The 18,054-nt window shown below is 52.8% G+C and carries 16 protein-coding genes; 4 read left to right on the top strand and 12 right to left on the bottom strand.

Annotated elements, in window-relative coordinates:
• Nucleotides 1-13: 13 nt before the first annotated feature.
• From G462_RS23690 to G462_RS0100460, 8 genes are all read right to left on the bottom strand, one after another.
• The gene (locus G462_RS23690; RefSeq protein WP_051326417.1) at nt 14-1,135 is read right to left on the bottom strand and encodes a hypothetical protein; all 1,122 of its coding nucleotides are present in this window, start codon (nt 1,133-1,135) and stop codon (nt 14-16) included.
• The gene (locus G462_RS0100430) at nt 1,113-1,556 is read right to left on the bottom strand and encodes a hypothetical protein (protein WP_026957240.1); all 444 of its coding nucleotides are present in this window, start codon (nt 1,554-1,556) and stop codon (nt 1,113-1,115) included. The genes G462_RS23690 and G462_RS0100430 overlap by 23 nt, the downstream gene beginning before the upstream one ends.
• A gap of 129 nt (nt 1,557-1,685) precedes the next feature.
• On the bottom strand, nt 1,686-2,978 hold the full coding sequence (locus tag G462_RS0100435) for an NAD(P)/FAD-dependent oxidoreductase (RefSeq protein WP_026957241.1): 1,293 nt from the start codon (nt 2,976-2,978) through the stop codon (nt 1,686-1,688).
• A 218-nt stretch (nt 2,979-3,196) separates the two neighbouring features.
• Nucleotides 3,197-3,745 carry an alpha/beta hydrolase YcfP gene (ycfP, locus tag G462_RS0100440; RefSeq protein ID WP_026957242.1) on the bottom strand — a complete coding sequence of 183 codons (549 nt, stop codon included), beginning with the start codon at nt 3,743-3,745 and terminating at the stop codon, nt 3,197-3,199.
• A 40-nt stretch (nt 3,746-3,785) separates the two neighbouring features.
• Nucleotides 3,786-4,817 (bottom strand): beta-N-acetylhexosaminidase, encoded by a 1,032-nt coding sequence (gene nagZ, locus G462_RS0100445; protein ID WP_026957243.1) that lies wholly within the window; start codon nt 4,815-4,817, stop codon nt 3,786-3,788.
• A 3-nt stretch (nt 4,818-4,820) separates the two neighbouring features.
• The gene (lpoB, locus tag G462_RS0100450; RefSeq protein WP_026957244.1) at nt 4,821-5,417 is read right to left on the bottom strand and encodes a penicillin-binding protein activator LpoB; all 597 of its coding nucleotides are present in this window, start codon (nt 5,415-5,417) and stop codon (nt 4,821-4,823) included.
• Between the two features lie 9 nt (nt 5,418-5,426).
• Nucleotides 5,427-5,825, bottom strand: a complete 399-nt coding sequence (locus tag G462_RS0100455) for a YcfL family putative periplasmic lipoprotein (RefSeq protein ID WP_026957245.1) — start codon at nt 5,823-5,825, stop codon at nt 5,427-5,429.
• 9 nt (nt 5,826-5,834) lie between these two features.
• The gene (locus G462_RS0100460) at nt 5,835-7,247 is read right to left on the bottom strand and encodes a COG3014 family protein (protein WP_026957246.1); all 1,413 of its coding nucleotides are present in this window, start codon (nt 7,245-7,247) and stop codon (nt 5,835-5,837) included.
• Nucleotides 7,248-7,303: 56 nt separating this feature from the next.
• On the opposite strand from G462_RS0100460, the gene G462_RS24420 reads away from it, so the two are divergent.
• The 4 genes from G462_RS24420 (at nt 7,304) to G462_RS0100480 (ending at nt 12,635) form a co-directional block, all read left to right on the top strand.
• Nucleotides 7,304-7,477 carry a hypothetical protein gene (locus G462_RS24420; protein ID WP_157378517.1) on the top strand — a complete coding sequence of 58 codons (174 nt, stop codon included), beginning with the start codon at nt 7,304-7,306 and terminating at the stop codon, nt 7,475-7,477.
• A gap of 253 nt (nt 7,478-7,730) precedes the next feature.
• Nucleotides 7,731-9,767: a methyl-accepting chemotaxis protein gene (locus tag G462_RS0100470; protein ID WP_035476224.1), complete on the top strand. Its 2,037-nt coding sequence runs from the start codon at nt 7,731-7,733 to the stop codon at nt 9,765-9,767.
• 59 nt (nt 9,768-9,826) lie between these two features.
• Complete coding sequence (locus G462_RS0100475; protein ID WP_026957248.1) at nt 9,827-10,495, top strand: PilZ domain-containing protein; 669 nt, start codon at nt 9,827-9,829, stop codon at nt 10,493-10,495.
• 142 nt (nt 10,496-10,637) lie between these two features.
• Nucleotides 10,638-12,635, top strand: coding sequence for a methyl-accepting chemotaxis protein (locus G462_RS0100480; protein ID WP_026957249.1), 1,998 nt, complete (start codon nt 10,638-10,640; stop codon nt 12,633-12,635).
• Between the two features lie 108 nt (nt 12,636-12,743).
• Here the strand turns inward: G462_RS0100480 and G462_RS0100485 are convergent, their stop codons facing one another.
• The 4 genes from G462_RS0100485 to G462_RS0100500 all read right to left on the bottom strand — a co-directional run bounded on the left by G462_RS0100485 (nt 12,744) and on the right by G462_RS0100500 (nt 17,974).
• On the bottom strand, nt 12,744-13,811 hold the full coding sequence (locus G462_RS0100485; RefSeq protein ID WP_026957250.1) for a MalM family protein: 1,068 nt from the start codon (nt 13,809-13,811) through the stop codon (nt 12,744-12,746).
• Between the two features lie 174 nt (nt 13,812-13,985).
• Nucleotides 13,986-15,416: a PTS glucose transporter subunit IIBC gene (ptsG, locus tag G462_RS0100490; protein ID WP_026957251.1), complete on the bottom strand. Its 1,431-nt coding sequence runs from the start codon at nt 15,414-15,416 to the stop codon at nt 13,986-13,988.
• Nucleotides 15,417-15,724: 308 nt separating this feature from the next.
• A complete protein-coding gene (locus G462_RS0100495) occupies nt 15,725-16,744 on the bottom strand; it encodes a MalM family protein (RefSeq protein ID WP_026957252.1) in 1,020 nt (339 codons plus the stop codon).
• A gap of 207 nt (nt 16,745-16,951) precedes the next feature.
• Nucleotides 16,952-17,974: a MalM family protein gene (locus tag G462_RS0100500; protein WP_157378518.1), complete on the bottom strand. Its 1,023-nt coding sequence runs from the start codon at nt 17,972-17,974 to the stop codon at nt 16,952-16,954.
• Between the last annotated feature and the right edge of the window lie 80 nt (nt 17,975-18,054).

The raw sequence follows: 18,054 nt of genomic DNA on the forward strand, positions 1-18,054 counted from the left end.
TGGTGAGCTTAGGCTACAAGTTGAAACTGTAGCTAATACCGAATGACAAGATACTGGCAGAGCGCCCGGCAAGCCCTTGCGAAGAAGGTGACGTAAAGCTTCCCCGGTTCTGATCAACCTTGAAATAGTGCCACTCACCGATTAACGCCAAATTGGAGCGTAAGCTATAGCGCAGGCCCAGGCTGACACTTTGCGCATCATCAAGGTCATCCTCACCCCGAGCGTAGCGCATTCCGTAAGTCACATAGGGCGCCCATTTCTTGTAGCGGTAGACCAGCGAGAGATAGGCGTTCCAGGGCTGCTCCTCGCTAACCGTCGCCTCACCAATCAGGCTCCAGTTATCCCAGTCATAATAACCGCCATAGGCCCAGCTGGTCGTCTCAAACTCCACCACAATCGGTTGGAAAACTGGTGGGAAGGCATCAAACGGCGGCGCAGGGAAACTGTCCACCGACTCGATCCGCGCATCAGAGCGATCCACCCGCACATAGGCCAGCCAGTTGAAACTCTCAATATCGAAGCGAAGGCCGTAGATGCTATCGATATCCACATCCCACAAGATGTTGTTGCGCTCGTTGTTCTTAATCTTGGTGTTAAAGCCATAATAGAGCTGGGTTTTCAGCAGCAGGCTGTCGGTTAGCTCAAAGGTGGCATCGGCATCAAAACCTTCATAGCGGGTAAAGCCACTGGTGGTGTCGTACACCTCCGCGGGTAGCCGCATCCATGGGAAGGCCTGATTCACAAACACCACCTGCGAGTAAAGGAAGCTTGGCGCGCGCAGGCGGCCGCCGCGTAGGGTCACATTGTAAGTGGGTTTGAATGCCAAATAGGCCCACTCCAGCTCGGGATCGCTAAAGTCATCGACCGGACGCTTAACCACTTGCAACGAAGCGGCTAGCCAGTCGTTCGGGCGAATATCCGCCTGCAGGCCGACGATGGTATCGCAATCCCAACACCACTCGTCTTGAATGTTGCGAGAGTAATAGTAGGGGATCTCCGAGTTACTTTTGGCAGCTCCCGTGGATGCGAAGCCAGACACCCCTAGCCAATCGGGCAACTCCACAGCAGACGCCGCCGGCGCGATCCCCAGCATGCATGCTATCACCGCGTGTTTAGTGAACTTCAAGCAAGACATTCAGGTCTCCTACATGCTCAAGGGGCAAGTAGCCCAATCCTTCGGGGTTTTGCTGTAGCCATTCACGTATTGCTGAGTAGTCCTCGCTGCTGCTCTCTTCAGGTGGGGTGCCTCGTCCGGAAAATGCCAGCGAGGTCCAGATGCGGTTCATCTCCGCTTCGTTCTTGTTGAGAAAGGCCTTGTAGAAGGCCGTGCGATCAGCATTACCACTGGGGAAATCGATAAGTCGTACCCGACCAATTCCCTTCACGGAAGACGATTTACCCAAGAACACCAACTTCGCCTTGGTCAATGAAAGCTGGGCTGGTGGGCTGGGAGTGGCAGATACGATGGCGTACTGCGCTGAAGCCGAAAAGCTAAGCAGCAGCAGGAGTACCGAGGGTCGGCATAGGGCGCTGAGCACTAGCCAGAAGTTCGTCACTGAATCGCGTTCCTTGCGTGGTTTCTAGTGATTACTTTAATCGCGCTAGTGACAAAACGCCAAATTAATTTGACAAGAATATTTATAGCCACAAACAAATATGTGGCTATAAATCACACTTTTAGATGTCTAATGAAGCTTCATCTTCGGCCGTAATACTTGGTTGATACGCCCAACCAAGATCATCAAGCCGGTCTTCACATAGCCGTGTAAGGCGATATGGTGCATGCGATACAGCGAAAGATAGATAAGACGCGCCAGTTGGCCTTCTACCTTCATTGAACCGCGCATCAGGTTGCCCATCAGCGAACCTACGGTGGAGTAGTTGCTTAGCGACACCAAAGAGCCGTGGTCGTGGTAGTGAAAGTCTTGCAGTGGTTTGTTTTGTAGCTGCTTGGCCAGATTCTTATAGACCAGTGATGCCATCTGGTGGGCCGACTGGGCGCGCGGTGGCACCCACCCTTCCCCCATGGCGCAGGCTGCGCAGTCGCCAATCGCATAGATACGTTCATCGTTGCTGGTCTGCAGGCTCGGCTTCACCACCAACTGATTGATGCGGTTGCTCTCCAGCCCAGCCAGATCCTGCATAAAGCTTGGGCACTTAATCCCTGCAGCCCATACCATTAGGTCAGCCTCAATCAGCTCGCCATCAGCGGTCATCAAGCCCTGCTCATTGGCCTCGGTGATGCGCGTGGCGGTACGCACATCGACGCCCATCTTGGTCAGCTCACTATGGGCAGAGCCGGAGATCCGTTCAGGTAGTGCAGGTAAGATCCGCGGACCAGCTTCCACCAGCGTCACCTCCAGGCACTGCGCCGATACCTTCGGCACCCCGTAGGCACGCATCTGGTCGACGGCGTTGTAGAGTTCAGCAGAGAGCTCAACACCGGTTGCCCCTGCGCCGACAATCGCCACCTTGACCTTGCCACCCTTCTCGGCTTCATCGTTCTGCGAGAACTGCAGGAAGCGGTTAAGCATCCGGGTATGGAACAGCTCAGCCCGCTCAGGGTTGTCCAAGAAGATACAGTGCTGCTTAACGCCCGGGGTGTTGAAGTCGTTAGAGACCGAGCCAATGGCAATCACCAAGTAGTCATAATCGAGCTGTCTGGCGGGCAATACCTCCTGCCCTTCTGCCATCATCGGCGCCAACATCAGCTTGCGCTGCTCACGGTCAATGCCTTGCATCTCGCCCAGCTGAAATTCAAAGCCTTGTTTGGCGGCATGGGTGCGGTAGCTTAAGGCGTCGATCCCGGCATCCAGTGAGCCGGTCGCCACCTCGTGCAGCAGCGGTTTCCATAGGTGGGTGCGGTTGCGGTCAACCAAGGTGATGTTCGCCTTGCCCTTTTTGCCAAGCTTGCGGCCGAGCTTAGTGGCCAGCTCCAGTCCGCCTGCGCCGCCTCCAACAACAACGATGTTAGTCATATGCTTCCCTAAAATTTCGGTTGTTCCAATTTGTTTAACTAAACACACGGCATGCGCTGGTGAAGCAGAGCAAAACACCAGAGTTTGAGCAGTTAGCACTTAGTTAAACCGACTGAAACGACACTCACGCGACAACAAACGGTGGTTGAGTAGATAGGGAGTGATTATACAAAAGTTGACGTAGATCAAACAGGGTTATTTGATCTACGTCATAAAAATCAGGCTTGTGGACGCCGTTGATGGGCTTTGATGCGCTGCAGATGGGCGCTGATATCGGCGAATTTATGGGCCTGCTTGTCGTCCCAAACTATCTCGTAGTAAGGCGATAAGGCCGCTTCGGTTTGTTGATTATCGTGGACGTCATTGTCCCGCGACAGCACCACCAGGCAGTTGCCACGGTTTTTCTCGCGAAACTCGCTGACACACTTAGTGGCAATGTCTTGATACTCTTCCGGACGCTCGATCCGGCCTTGCATGTTTTGTTCGGGGTTGAGGTTGGGGTTGAAGATCACCGACGGAATGCCGCACAAAAACCCAATGCGCTCACTCCAGTAACCACCCAAGCCCACACCACAAATCACGCTCGGCTCATCGGGGGTGAAGCTGAGTTGCTTGTGCACCTCTTTGAGCAAGTGGCTCATATCGTGTTTGGGGTGGATGGTACTGTAGCTGATGGGACGTACGTCCTCATCGATAAATTGCAGTTGCAAGACCTTTTCGTGGTTCCCCGGGCTGGTGGAATCAAAGCCATGCAGATAAATAATCATTGCTCTTTCCTTGATACAACATTGTTACGACAGTTCTCAATTAAACAGTAGCATGTCCTAAGCCCTCAAGCTGGCGTTTTATCCGCTGATAATCCTGACGTTTATCCAGCTCACGCCAACTGGCTGGGTGAGAACCGCCCAACAGGGTCTCAACTAATAACTGATTCGAAGACGACGGCACTGGCTGCGGCAGGCCGTCCAGCAAGCTTATTGTAGCCGCTCGATCGTTACAAGCGAGCAACAACTGACAACCGGCTTCAAGGGCTTGTTGGGCACGTTGCAAACAGTCGCCTGCGGTCGAAGCGCCTTGCATACTGAGATCATCACTGAAGATCAGCCCATCAAAGCTAAGTTGCTGGCGCAGTACCTGCTGCAGCCACAATGGAGAGAAACCCGCCGAGTTAGCGTCCACCGATGAATAGACTACATGGGCCGGCATTACTGCGTCCAGCTTACGCTGGCGGATAAGCTGCGCAAAAGGCTGCATATCAGACATTTGAATTTCGCTAAGTGGCCGGGGGTCATCAGCCTGATGGAAGTGGGTATCAGCCACCACCGAGCCATGGCCGGGAAAGTGCTTACCGGTGGCTTTCATGCCCGCCACTCGCATACCGTCGATAAAGCCGCTGGCCAGCTCACTTACCTCATCAGGGTCACTGGAGAAGGCTCGACTGCCAATCACATCACTGCCGCGGTCTAGATCGAGCACCGGCGCAAAGCTTAAATCGATATCGCAGGCGCGCAGCTCCGCAGCCATTAGCCAACCGAGCTGAGCGGCCCAGTCATTGGCTTCTAGCTTAAGCAGGCGCGCTTGCTCGGCCACCATCCCCATCGCGGGGATCGCCGAGAACTGCTCGCGAAAACGCTGCACCCGGCCACCTTCATGGTCAACGCTAATTAGCAGCGGCCGGCTGGCCGCTGCCCGAACTTGACGGACCAACTCCATAAGCTGGTCCCGTTGCTGATAGTTGCGGGTGAACAGGATAACCCCGGCCACCGTGGGATGTTGCAGTAGCTCTCGCTCTTCGGCGTCAAGCTCGGTCCCCTGAAGATCGATAAACAACTGCCCCATCGTCTACCACCCTAACGTTTTTTTGCTTTGCTGTTTGCGGATTTCGGTCTCGTCCGCCCATTCGACGATACCAGTTTGCAGATCCATCAAGCGCATGGTCATCTTGTAGTACACATCGGTCACCTTCTTGTCTTGCTTAACGATGCTCGACAGGTTTCCGTAGAGCATGTACTCGGCACCGACCATCTGACCAAAGGCGATGGCTTTACTCGGGTCGACCAACTCATCGTCGTTTTGGAAGTTCAGCTGATCGCGAACCGACTCAACTCGGCTCATGTCCACAAAGCGGAACTTGCCCGATTGCAGCATACGGGTCGAGATCGAATCGGTGACCGATTCGGTATCGATATGCTCGGTGGTCTTGTTCTTGATGCGCTCGACAAACACGATCGGACGGCCAGAGGCGGTGATCTCATCGAGCAGTGGCGATGCGATCAGCGAATCGGTCATCTGCGCAGCAATGGTTTGCAGATCGGTGGAGCCGAACTCGGTGTTGATGGTTTCCACTTCCTGCGGGTCGCCGTAGCTTACCTTGCTAGAACACCCGCCGAGCAGCGCCAGACTTGCTGCCAACGCGGTGGCACATACCAATTTGTTCATACACTACTCCTAGTTTTTTACTTCGCGTATATAGACTTTGAACGAGTCGGCCCGGGTGTCGAGCGCGACCGATTGTACTTGAATTTCTTGATGCCCATGCAGCGCCAGAGGATGCCATGGGGTGTTCGCCAGATCTAACTGCACGCCTTGCTCATCGAACCAATAGAAGCGGTACTGCAGCTTCTGGGTACTCGAGGCGGTAGACTTCACGGTGGCAAAGCCACGCAGGCGATCGCCCTCTTCCACGGTGCGCGCGTTTAAAATGGTCAGGCGGCGACCCAGTCCAAAGTTATCGACAATCAGCCACTGATTATTATCGCGGGCTTCAGAGTTTGCCGATATCCCAGAGGTATTGGTGGAACACCCGGCCACCAGCACGATCAGCATTGAAAGCAAAAAGCTACGCATAAGCGCCTCCTACAGTTGAAAACTGCGCGTGACAGTATACTCACCGGCAAATACCAGTGTGACTCTGCCCGCACTCACGTTAATGGTCGATTCCGAGTTCATCCAGCCCGGCACAGAAAAGCGGTGACTACCGCTGTCGATGGCCTTGATGGCGATATTATCCTGCGCAGGTAAGGTCTGCCAGTGTCGGGTATCTGCCCGCTCAGAGACGATGTTGTAGATGTTCATCAGAGCACCCGCCAACTCCTCTTCCTTGGTCGACTTCTCAACCTCACGGGTCAAGCCATCCTTAGTGGCTAAGCGTAGCACCTGGCGCAGTATCAACCCGGGCAGGTCTTCCTGTAGCTGCCGCTGAGCCACTGCGCTGAAATTGGTCATCGGCGCAGCCACATAATGCTTGTCACCAAGTTGGAAGGCCAAGTTGTCGGCGCTGCGCACCCCGGTCATCACCGGCAGGGCCACCGAGTAATAGCGCCAATGGCGGCCGTCGGGGATTGGCACGGTAAACTTCACCTCTTGGCGCGCCTGCACCAGCCCCTGCTCGGCAATCAGCACCACCAGCCCCTGCCCCTCGCCAAGATCCAACTCTGCGCCGCCGCTGTATTGCTCAACGTCACTCATCCCCAAACGTTTGCCTAAACGCCCCACCTCGGCTTTGAGATCGGGGTTGTCCGGTGCCAATGACAAAGCCTTACGGTAGGAGATATAGGCGTCGTTAGGCTCGCCGGCGGCCACAAACATAGCCCCGGCCAGTGCGTGTGATGAGGCCAGCTGATAGGGATCGGAAAGGGTCGAAGACAGACCGCTTTGTGGGTACTCCCCCAACACCGCCTGATACTGGGTGCGGTACTCTCGCAACTCTTGTTCGAGATCGCGCGGCGCCTCGGAAAGCGCCTGTTGCTGGAGCCTGTTGGCGCGGCGCACCTCGACCAGCGCACCGGACAGGCCCTGCTGCTCAAGGTAGTTCTGCGCCTGATAGTAGTGCAGCATCGCCTGCTCATAGGGCGGAATGGTGTACTCGATAAAGTTATCGTTGCTAATTAAACTGGCGGTCTGCTGCAGACCAGAAGAGACCCGATAGTTAGGCTGGGTACTTAGCCAGCGAAGCTGCTGATCGACTTGGCTAAAGCTTGCCAGGCTCTGCTCGCTATCTGGGCTTAGATACTCCAAGCGCCCTTGTTCAAGCAAGCGCAAATACTGAGCCGTACCAGAGTCACCGGCCTTGAAAGCCGCTGCAGCTTTGCTCGCCTGTCCTTGCGCAACCAAGCTGCGCGACCAACTCAGCTGATCGGAGTAGCTACTCAACAGCTGCTGATAGAAGGTGGCCGAACATGCCACTAACAGCATGCTGCAAAGCGCAATACTAAGCAGCTTGGCACGGCGCTTGAGCGCATTACTGAAACGAGTAGAGCGATAGAACAAGCAACAATCTCCGTGCAGAACGAATGGCAGGCTCTTGGGTGAACAGGAGCCACATTATGCGAGAACTTAAGCAAGGGAAAAAGCACCTTTACGCGAGTTTACTTAAATACCCCTTAGTCGATGAAAATATCAGCCAAAGTCTAAAAGTCGATGACTCATCATCGCGCCTCAACACAACAAAGCACAACGATGCCACGCGCAATAATGCGTTATTCGGTAACAGCCTTTAGCTCGGTGAAAAGCCCGCGATTTAAAGTAAGTGATTACTCATTTATAAAATCTTTGTCTCTCGCAAGGTTCAATCGGCTAAATTACGAGCAGTTCGGCGGCTGCGCTGAAGTTTGTTGTGATCCTGTCGATAGTATAATTGACGCAGCCTCGGCATAATCGAGGTAACGGCTAAAAACAAAATAAAGTAAGCCTGGTAACAGTAAAACACAAAAACAAAAAAGCTACGTTTGGGAAAGGGATAGTCGAGGGGCTATGAAAAAGATTGTAAATAATGCAATTGGCGTAGGTCAGACGCTCGCCAATTTGTCGATTGTACATCGGGTAAACATTGGCTTCGCTTTATTAGTGTTAATGATGTTGATAGCCAGCGCGTTAAACATTCGAGCCGGCGGGCTTATCGCCAACCAGCTCGACGAAGTAACCAACAACGCCAACCCCTTGGTGTTGGAAAGCAGTCAGTTCGCGGTTGACCTACTCACCGCCGATAAGCACTTCAAAGATGCGCTTACTAGCGTTAATCCAGAAAGCATTCAATCCAGCCAAGACAACTTCGAGCAAAGCCAGCTCGACTTTGTTCAACAGATTGGCAGCCTGCTGCAAAGCACCCAGCCTTATCCAGAGCTGCGTCAGCGGATTGAAGCGCTCAATCAACTTGAAAGTGACTACTTTCAAGTGGCGATGCAGGTGATGCGCGACAACGTCAGCTACCGCGAGCAGGTTACTCAGGTGCGGCGCAGCGCGAGTCAACTGCAGATTATGCTGCCACAGCTGAAGAAAAATCTGTCTGATAAAGTGATTCTGCTCGATGATGATTACATCCGCTGGGCCAGCGAGAGCTTTCTCAATGCCATGGCGACCATCGAGCTGAACACCATGGACGGGCTAAGTCGCGATGATTCTGAAAACATCGCCAAGTCCCTCGCCCGCAACAAGAACCTGCTCAAGACCTTTGAAGAGGCCACCAGTAATCTGGAAGATGAGATCCCAGAGCTGCGCAACGACATCGGCCACCAGATCGACCAGTTTGTGCGAGATACCACTGCCGACACCGGCGCACTGGCTCGACACCTTGAGCTGGTCACCCAGCGCGAGACCATCGAGCAACGCACCGCCGAGGTAGCCGTGCTAATCAGTGACGCGGTCGAACAGCTTAACGAGATCAACCGCATCGCCAACCAGATCGCCGCTGATGCCGCTGCCGAGGCTCATCAACGTATCAGCGCCACCCGCTGGCAGGCGATTATCGCCATGCTGATTGCGGTACCAGTGACCATTGCCATCGCCTGGAGTGTGGCTCAGGGCATCAAGCGCCCACTGCGTTTGCTGATGGATAACTTTGGCGCGGCCGCCGAAGGCGATTTAACTCGTGAGATTGACTACACCAGCAACAACGAGTTCGGTCAGCTGGCTAGCTCCGCCAACCAGATGGTCAGCCAGATGCGCAAGCTACTGCACGACATCCTCGATGGTGCCGAGAGCTTGGCCAATGTGTCGCGCTCCAACTCGCAAACCCTCAACGAGGCGCGCAGCGAGTTGGACAATCAGCGTCAGGAGACCGCCTCAGTGGCAGCCGCCATGACCGAGATGGAGCAGTCGGTACGCGAAGTCGCCTCTAGCGCCAATGTCACCTTGGACAAGGTGATGGAAGTGGAGCATGCCTCCAGTTCAGGCCGTAAAATCATGAGCGACAATATCACCACCACTCATCAACTGTCCGACCGTTTGGCGCACAGCAGTGAGGTCATCGGCGAAGTGGGCGATATGAGTAACAACATCGGGTCGATTCTCGATGTGATCCGTGGTATAGCCGATCAAACTAACCTGCTGGCGCTTAACGCCGCCATCGAAGCCGCCCGTGCCGGCGAGCAAGGCCGAGGCTTCGCGGTAGTGGCTGATGAGGTAAGGGTGTTGGCTCAGAAAACCACCGATTCAACCTCTGAGATCCAGACCATGATCGAGAATCTTCAGAAGAGTGCCAAGCGCGCGGTAGAGGTGATGGCCCAGTGCTCCAATGAGATGCAATCGAGTATTGCGCAAACCTCAGATGCCAACGGCGCGATGGAGGAGATCCAGGGGATTATCACTCAGATCTCTGACATGAGCAGCCAGATTGCTGCCGCCGCCGAGCAGCAGCAAGCGACTGGCGCAGAGATCTCCAGCAACCTTAACCGTATCTCCAATATTAGCGATGAGAACTACCACAGCATTGAGGTGGTGGCACACACCAGTGAGGAGATGGGCGAGCTGGCGCAAACCCAAGACCAGCTGGTGAAACACTTCAAGGTGTAGTGTAATGGTGGGGCGCGGGATGCGCCCCGAACCTCACACAACAGTTAAAGGATTAACCTGTGGATTTGCTCAGTCCGGAACTCAAAAAACGCTTTGACGCCCTGCCCTGCAACTCTGAAGTGCAGATCCAAATTCCCACGGCCACCACACCAATTCGCCTGCGCAGTCGTTTGGTCGGTATCGATCCCAACATGTGCATATTGCTCAGCCAAGGCAGCGATCATAACTGGAAGGCCGCCAAAGAGTTGCTGCGTGAAGGCCAAACCGTGGTGATACGGGTGATGAACCCGCTCGACCCCGACGGCCCGATCTTTGCGTATCGCGATGCCATCACCAAGATGATGAGCGTGGTGGGCCGCTGGTTGGTGATTGGCTACCCCAAACAGATGCAGTACATCAGCCTGCGAGAACATGCCCGTCATCCGGTACAGGCTCAAGCCAAACTGATTTTCAGCGATAGCCAATCCTCGGTGCAGTTGTGTGATATCTCCTTGCAAGGCTGTGCGGTCATCACCGAACACTTAGTGAAAGCCGGTGTTCCCGATGGGCAATTACAGCTGCAAACCCACGACAATAAGCCCATTGCTATCCCAGTTCAGTTCTGCAATCAGAACCGTACCCACCCGCAATCAGAGCAGTATCAGGTAGGCCTGAAGTTCAGCGCCGATGACAAGCAAAAAATCCGCTTTGTTCAGCAAACCATCCTGCAATACCTGATTGAAACCTAGGCTAAGCTCACTGTTTTAGTAATTACCGCCAACAGAGTTTTGACTCTCCGCACACTCTGGCTGGATGCCTGCTGAAAAATGTAACCGGTTTCATTTTAATTGAGGAAATGTAACACCGCATTCACTCACATGGAGGTCATGTATGCGTTTGGGTCTAGGCATCGTATCCCGCGTCATCACCAGCTTCGCCATTCTTGGTATTTCAATGTTGCTACTTGGAGGTTACTCCATGTACAGCAATCGCTCATTGCACGATGATGTGCAGCAGATCAGCCAGCGCTTTACCCCGATGGTTGAACTGGCAGGAGACGCCAGCCTTACCTCCCTGCAGCTCGAAAAACACCTGAACAACTACCTGTTTGAAAACCGCAACAACGCTCAAGCCGAGTTATTCGACGAGCTGGCGCCACTCGCTGAGCAGCTCAACCAGCAACTACTAGATATTCCTGATGAACTGCTGCCAGCAGAGCAGAGAACCGCTTCTGTGGCTGCCATTGAGCAGTTTCTGAGTCATGCAGCGAGCATTCAAGGTAATCACCAAAGCAGCATCGAGCTGCAACAGGCCATCGCCAAAAAACGTATCCGCGTACAAAGGTTGCCCGGCACTATTCAGCGTGACCTGCAGGCCTTCACCACCGAATCGAGCACCTTCCTCAAGTCGATTCTTGCCAACCTCGATACCTCCCTTTCGTTTGTCGAGGTCAACACTCTGCGGGCGCTCAATGCCAGCGACCCCAGCGAGGTCAGCAAAGCGCTGCTGGCCAACCAGAAGAAACGCGATGACATCGAGATGGATTTCGAAGATATCGTGAGCCTGGTCGACAGCGTCCAAGACATGGCCAACGGCTCGATTGCCCATGGCATTAAAGAGCTGCTGCAAGAGACTATGGAGCCGCAAGGAGTGCTCTCGCAACAGCTGCAGTACATTGAGCACCAACAGCAACTGAGCCACGACCTTACCCTGGCGACCAGTGCTATCGATGAGCTGGTTGCTGGATTGGCGCAGGTACAAAACATCGCAAGAGAGCGTGCCAATGCAGCCAACCAACGCGCTGAAAGCACCTATCAGCGGGGTCGAGCATTGCTGGTAGGACTATTATCAGTCTCGCTGTTGGTGGTGCTTATTATCAGCGCCAGCATCTATCGCAGCGTGAACTCGCCACTACGGGAGATCAAAGCGGTATTACACCAGCTCACCCAAGGGGATTTACGTAGCAAGATTGGCTACGCCAAACCCGATGAGTTCGGCGAGTTAAGCACCAACATCAACCAGGTCATCGACCAACTGCAGCACATATTGGGCGAACTTAGCTCCACCGCCGCCGAAATCAAACAGGTATCTCAGAGCAATCTGGCCAGCGCCGAGCGGGTCACCGACAAGCTCGACAGCGAACGCCAAGGTACCGCGAGCGTCGCAGCAGCCATGACCGAGATGGAACAATCAGCGGTGCAGGTGTCCGATGCGGTCGACCATGCCCAGCAACGAATTCAAGAGGTAAAGGCAGCCAGTGCACTGGGCCTGGAGCTGTCCGATCAAAACCGTCAGTTAATCGACCAACTGGCAGAGCGAATAAGCCAGAGCACCGGTGTGGTTGAGCAAGTGGAAAGCCTGGGCGCCGACATTGCCGGGATCTTAGATGTCATTGAAGATATTGCCTCGCAAACCAACTTACTGGCGCTTAACGCCGCCATCGAAGCGGCCCGGGCTGGCGAACATGGCCGTGGCTTTGCAGTGGTCTCCGACGAGGTGCGCAGCTTAGCGCAGAAGACCCGCAGCTCAACCGGTAAGATCCAAGAGATGATCGAGGCACTGCAACAGAGCATTAAAAGCGCTACCCACCAAATGGGCGAGTGCCATCAGGAGATGACCCAGTGCGTACGCATGTCCGATGAAACCGAACAAAGCCAACAGCAAATTCAACTATTGATGGAAGAGATCGCCGAGCTCGGCACCCAGATCTCGGTTGCCGCCACCGAACAGCGGCAAACCTCACAAGCGATATCTCTTAACCTTAATGAGATATCTAGTGGCTCGGCGAGCAACTACCAAGAGATTGGCCAAGTACTCGAAGTCAGTGGCCAACTTAGCGGCCTGGCGCAGAAGCAAGAGACCCTCGCGCAGCGCTTTGAGGTAGTATGAACAGCGTTTTGAGGTGGTATGAGCAGCGCTTTGACGCTATTTGAATAGCATTTTGTAGAAAGGTAAGCAGGGCCGTGTTTACTGCCCTGCTTAGCAAGCGGAGTGATGCTACGGTTGGTAGGTTTTCAAGGTATCAAAGAAGGTTTTGCGAGCACTCTTGGAGCCGAGAGTTTCAGCCTCATCCACCAGCGATAGCGCGGTATCGATCTGGCCCGACTGAATAGACTCTCTGATCAACTGGTTGTACATCGACTCTGTCTGCTCCAGCATGCGCCGCTTGGTATCTGGCGTATCGCTGGCAACCCCCACGGTGGCAGGTTCTGCGCTCAACGCACTATTGTCGCTACCAATCTCGGCAGCCGTGGTGGTTTTAGGCTGCTCAACCACAGCCTGGCGTCGCTCACGCGCTTGCTTGTCAGCAACGATACTCTTGCCTTGGTAGTCAACGGCCGTTGCTACCTTCTGGCTACGTTCGCCAAACAAGGGCTTTTGCTCGATAACTCCGTCTCTTACCGTTGGATTCACATACAACTCGAGTGCGCCTAACGCGCTGTGCGGCAACTCTACATCGTTCATCATGGGGTCGTTGCGGCCATTGTTGATATCTTCGATGCGACGTGGATGCACCATGGTCACCGAGCCCTGCATATCGTTGGCAGTTGAGTACACCAACAGGTAGCTATCTCCCAGTGAGGGGTCGAGCTGGATAACAGCACGATAACGGTTAGGATCGCGTTTCTTTTCTGCGATGGCATAGCGGAAGCTGCTAAAAGGGATCTGGCGAATAACTTGGTGGTTGGCATCTAAGATGGCGACGGTGGGCGCTAACACGCCGTCGGTTGCAACGCTATCAATCGCCAGCAGGTAAGGCGCACTGGCCTTGGGTAACTGATAACCCAGCGTATAGCTGTCACCAGATACAAATGGGAACACTTGGGTGTCTTCGTCGAGCGCTTGGCGTACCCGGGATTTTTCCTCAAGTGGCGTGTACTCAAGCTCAGATAGCGACCAACAGCACAAGCTAGCACTGCTCAGATTATCGCGCGCTTCGTCAACTTCGTTGCTGAATGGCGCCAACGCCTTGTCCAGATCGAATACCCTTAAATCCTCCACCGATGAAGAACAGGCTGCCAGCCCTAATGAAAACATGGCCACGATTAACTTCGAATGTTCCACAACTACTCCCTTGGTATCTTTTTGCTCTCCATTAGTGGTTAACCAATATCAACATTTTGTGGCATAAACTGCCAGATATATTTACCAATTAGTCTGCCACGATCACAGTCCTTGGCAGGCTTCAGGCATAAAAAAAGGAGGCCTTAGGCCTCCTCATCAACTCATGAAAACCACTTAGTTAGTTTTCAGGAAGTTTTCCATATCAGTCTTCAGGTTGTCAGACTTGGTACCGAAGATAGCTTGTACACCTTGGCCAGCTACCACAACACCCGCTGCGCCCAGAGACTTAAGCTTAGCTTGGTCTACTGCGTCAACCGCTTTAACTTGGATGCGCAGACGAGTAATACAAGCGTCCAGGCTAACGATGTTTTCGCGACCGCCAAAGGCTTCAACCAGAGACTTGCTCATCTCGTCGCCTTGAACTTGTGCAGTCTCTTCTTCTTCATCTTCACGACCTGGAGTCTTCAGGTCAAACTTAGCGATTACGAAGCGGAACACTGAGTAGTAGATTGCAGCGTAAATCAGACCAATTACAGGGAACAGGAAGATCTTCTGTGAGTTGGCAGACAGAACGATGAAGTCAATCAGACCGTGTGAGAACGAAGTACCGTGTACCATGCCCAGGGTGTTGGTTACTACGAAAGCAGTACCCGCTAGCAGAGCGTGGATTACGTACAGTACTGGTGCTGCGAACAGGAATGCGAACTCGATGGGTTCGGTGATACCAGTCAGGAATGAAGTCAGTGCAGCAGAGATCATCACACCACCGATCTTGGCGCGGTTCTCAGGTTTAGCAGAGTGCCAGATAGCAACAGCAGCAGCAGGCAGACCGTACATCTTGAACATGTAACCACCAGCCAGCTGGCCGAAGTAGTGCATTTCAGCAGTACGAGAAGCCGCATCAGATTCGATGTAGCACTGTAGGATACCGTTACGTACTTCACCAGCAGCGTTCAAACACTCACCAGCTTGGTAGAAGAATGGAACGTTCCAGATGTGGTGCAGACCGAATGGAATCAGTGCACGCTCAACCACGCCGTAGATACCGAAAGCAACCTGTGGGCTTTGTACCGCGGCCCAGTGAGAGAAGCTATCGATTACTGAACCAATTGGTGGCCAGATGAACGACAGGATAATACCCAGGAAGATGCTCAGGAAGGCAGTGATAATTGGCACTGAACGCTTACCAGCGAAGAAGCCCAAGTAAGCAGGCAGCTGGATGCGGAAGAAGCGGTTAAAGGTCCAGGCAGCTACACCACCGGCCAGGATACCGCCAAGAACACCGGTGTCGATGGCTTCAACGCCCATCACACCCGCCATTACGCTCAGGGTACCTTGTACAACACCGAAGCCTACGATCGCAGCCAGTGCCGCTACACCATCGTTGTTAGTGAAGCCAAGTGCAACACCTACAGCGAACAGTAGCGCCATCTGACCGAATACCGCCATACCGGCTTCAACCATTAGTGCAGAGATAATCTCTGGCATCCATGAGAAGCCGGCAGCACCGACCCCTAGCAAAATACCAGCAACCGGCATAACCGATACTGGTAGCATTAGTGCTTTACCAACTTTTTGTGCGTTGGCAAACAGTTTGTTTGACATAGTGAGCTCCTAAAGGGACGTCCAATCTAGAAAGTCTTTGGCTTACAGCCTAGACCAAAAAGGGCGGCTTGATTGTTTTTGTAATATCCAGCCACCCTCTGTAGATATTCGCCGCTAGTTTACGGCGATAAATGTCAAAAAAATGCGAGCTAGGACAAGTTAAACCTCTCATTTCGTAACGCTTTGTAACACCTCTAAACAGGCGCGCTACATAGCTGCATTTGCGTATTACAATGTTGATTTACGCTACGTCAGATACACAAAAGGCCAGCTATTGCTAGCCGGCCTTTTTTAGAAACATAAAGCGTTTAGTAGTTTGAGTACGCTTTAATAAAGGTGCTCCGCGCAGAGGCCGAACCCGCCGCCTCGGCTTCTTCAACCAAGGTCAGCGCACGATTCAGATCGCCCTGAGCCACATACTTCTGAATGAGCTGGTTATAGAAGGCCTCGGTCTCTTCCAACATCGAGCCAGTCGCAACAGTAGACTTAGCTTTAGGGCTAGTCGTTTGTGTAGCCGCGGCAGGCTCAGCTGCAGGCTTGGTCGCAGGCGCAACCGTCTCAGCAGCAACGGGAGCGGCCACTAGCACTGGACGGCTTGGATCCACCAACTCGCTGGTATTCGCAACAATCACCTTGCTGTCATCCAGTGCTCGTCCGCCTCGGCCAAAGTGCACACCGACCACACCTTGTGTGGCATGGGGGATAATCGGGTCTTTCAAACCCGTGGTGTTCATCCCAGAGGTCGAGCGCGACTCGAGCGTTGCCACGTGAGAAACATTGCTGGTACCTGCGACTAGCTCATCGGTGGTGTAGACAAGCAGGTACTTCTCATTGGTTTCAGGCGAACCGGTTCGACGCAGATTGAAGCTGGCCAATAACCTGTGTGGCTGATATTGCGTCTTCTCGAGGTAGTCGAAGTTCTCACCAGGTACCACACGTGTTACTTCGAAATTTTCATTAAGCATGGCGACTTTTGGCACAAACACCGATTGCTTGATTTCACTGGTTACCGTCACTGGCAGGTCTGTGCTGCCTTGTGGGATCTCGTAAGCCAATAAAAAGCTCTTGCCCGATGCAAACTCGAAACTCTGATTGCCACTGCTTACCGACTCTTTGAAAAAATAACTCTCGGGCGTAGCCAGGTAATTTATCTCTGATAGCGAGGTGCAACACGGAACAGACTCAGCCAAAGCCTTTTCATCTTGAACTCGGAACCCAAACAGCTCGGTACCGCCGGGAACGGAACTGAGTATCTGCTGATTTTGCTTTGAAGAACATCCTGAAATAATCGCTGGAACCAGCACAATCCATAACCATTTGCGACTCACTACAATCTCCCTAACTAAATAAAAACTAACTCCCCAAGCTAGAATTTTGCTGCTAGCTTGGCTAGTGGAACAACCAAAACTTGTCGGCGGCCCCCCACCTACAAGCACCGCCATGAAACAAGTTTCACGACTATGCAAAATCAATTGTGCCAAATCAAAAAAGGCCAGCAGTTTGTGCCGGCCCTTCTTGATGATCTATCTCAACGATTAATTACTCTTTACCGCCTCGACAAAGGTCTCTCGCGCGGTTTTTGAGCCAATCGCTTCTGCCTCTTCAACCAAGGTCAAGGCTTTGCCAATATCACCTTCGGCAACATAGCGCTTAATCAGCTGATTGTAGAAGCTTTCGGCTTCAGACAAACGCTCTTGGCTAACCGAAGTAGCTTTCTTTGCTCCAACCCCGGCAGTGTCCCTATCAAAGCTAGTTACTTCACTTGCCTTCAGAGCCTTCACCTCGGGCTCCTCGGGAGCAATTTGCTGCTCCGACACTTCCAAGGACACTTTCGATGTACTGGAACCACCCACTAATGGTGTATCACTGAATACACCGTTCTCGTTTGCATCATTAAACCTCACCTCTAGTTGGCCTAAGGCACTATGTGGGATGAATGGGTCAGCAACCCCTGGGTCTGCTTTGTTTTGCGCCTTAGCGTAAGTGCGTAGGGGGTGCACAATTTGCGTGGAGCCAGCTCTGTCACTTTCAGTGCTGTAGACCAGCATATAGGCCTCTTTTTCATTCTCCAAAGCCGCCGCACGTTTAACTAAAAACGTCATTTGCATCATGTTTGGCCGAAAATATTCCGCCTCCACATAGTTAAATGACGAATAAGTAATAACGCGCGTCACTTGAAAATCTTCATTAAGCAAAGCGATTGTCGGCGCAAACAATGTATCACCAATCAGGCTATTGATAGTAACCGGCAAATTTTGATTGATTTTTGGCAATTCATAGGCAGCCAGGAAACTCTTTCCAGTAGTAAACGGAAACGCTTGCTGAGCACTATCTAAATCCACTTCCACAATCTGGTTGTAATCAACCGTAGTGTATGAGATTTCAGACAAATACTGACAACACTCAGCGGAGCTATCTAGCACACCTGAAGCTTTAGATGGGGATACATATAAATCTCGTGTATCACTTGAGAGACTAAAGATCTCTGATTGGTTAGTACCTGAACATGCGGCCACACATGTCAAAGGCACCAGTAGCATGATTAGTTTCCGAATCACTATTTTCTCCCTAAAACACAAAGACCCCCAAGTTAATACTTTTTGGGGGTCTTTTCTAGCAGCTAAATTTAGCTAACTTC

The sequence above is a fragment of the Aliagarivorans taiwanensis DSM 22990 genome (genome assembly GCF_000429505.1).
Classification (GTDB): Bacteria; Pseudomonadota; Gammaproteobacteria; order Enterobacterales; family Celerinatantimonadaceae; genus Aliagarivorans; species Aliagarivorans taiwanensis.

What these genes read in the sequence shown, in the direction of transcription:
- G462_RS23690 (WP_051326417.1), bottom strand. Translation starts at nt 1,135, where the DNA reads ATGTCTTGCTTGAAGTTCACTAAACACGCGGTGATAGCATGCATGCTG.
- G462_RS0100435 (WP_026957241.1), bottom strand. Translation starts at nt 2,978, where the DNA reads ATGACTAACATCGTTGTTGTTGGAGGCGGCGCAGGCGGACTGGAGCTG.
- ycfP (WP_026957242.1), bottom strand. Translation starts at nt 3,745, where the DNA reads ATGATTATTTATCTGCATGGCTTTGATTCCACCAGCCCGGGGAACCAC.
- nagZ (WP_026957243.1), bottom strand. Translation starts at nt 4,817, where the DNA reads ATGGGGCAGTTGTTTATCGATCTTCAGGGGACCGAGCTTGACGCCGAA.
- lpoB (WP_026957244.1), bottom strand. Translation starts at nt 5,417, where the DNA reads ATGAACAAATTGGTATGTGCCACCGCGTTGGCAGCAAGTCTGGCGCTG.
- G462_RS0100455 (WP_026957245.1), bottom strand. Translation starts at nt 5,825, where the DNA reads ATGCGTAGCTTTTTGCTTTCAATGCTGATCGTGCTGGTGGCCGGGTGT.
- G462_RS24420 (WP_157378517.1), top strand. Translation starts at nt 7,304, where the DNA reads ATGCGAGAACTTAAGCAAGGGAAAAAGCACCTTTACGCGAGTTTACTT.
- G462_RS0100470 (WP_035476224.1), top strand. Translation starts at nt 7,731, where the DNA reads ATGAAAAAGATTGTAAATAATGCAATTGGCGTAGGTCAGACGCTCGCC.
- G462_RS0100480 (WP_026957249.1), top strand. Translation starts at nt 10,638, where the DNA reads ATGCGTTTGGGTCTAGGCATCGTATCCCGCGTCATCACCAGCTTCGCC.
- ptsG (WP_026957251.1), bottom strand. Translation starts at nt 15,416, where the DNA reads ATGTCAAACAAACTGTTTGCCAACGCACAAAAAGTTGGTAAAGCACTA.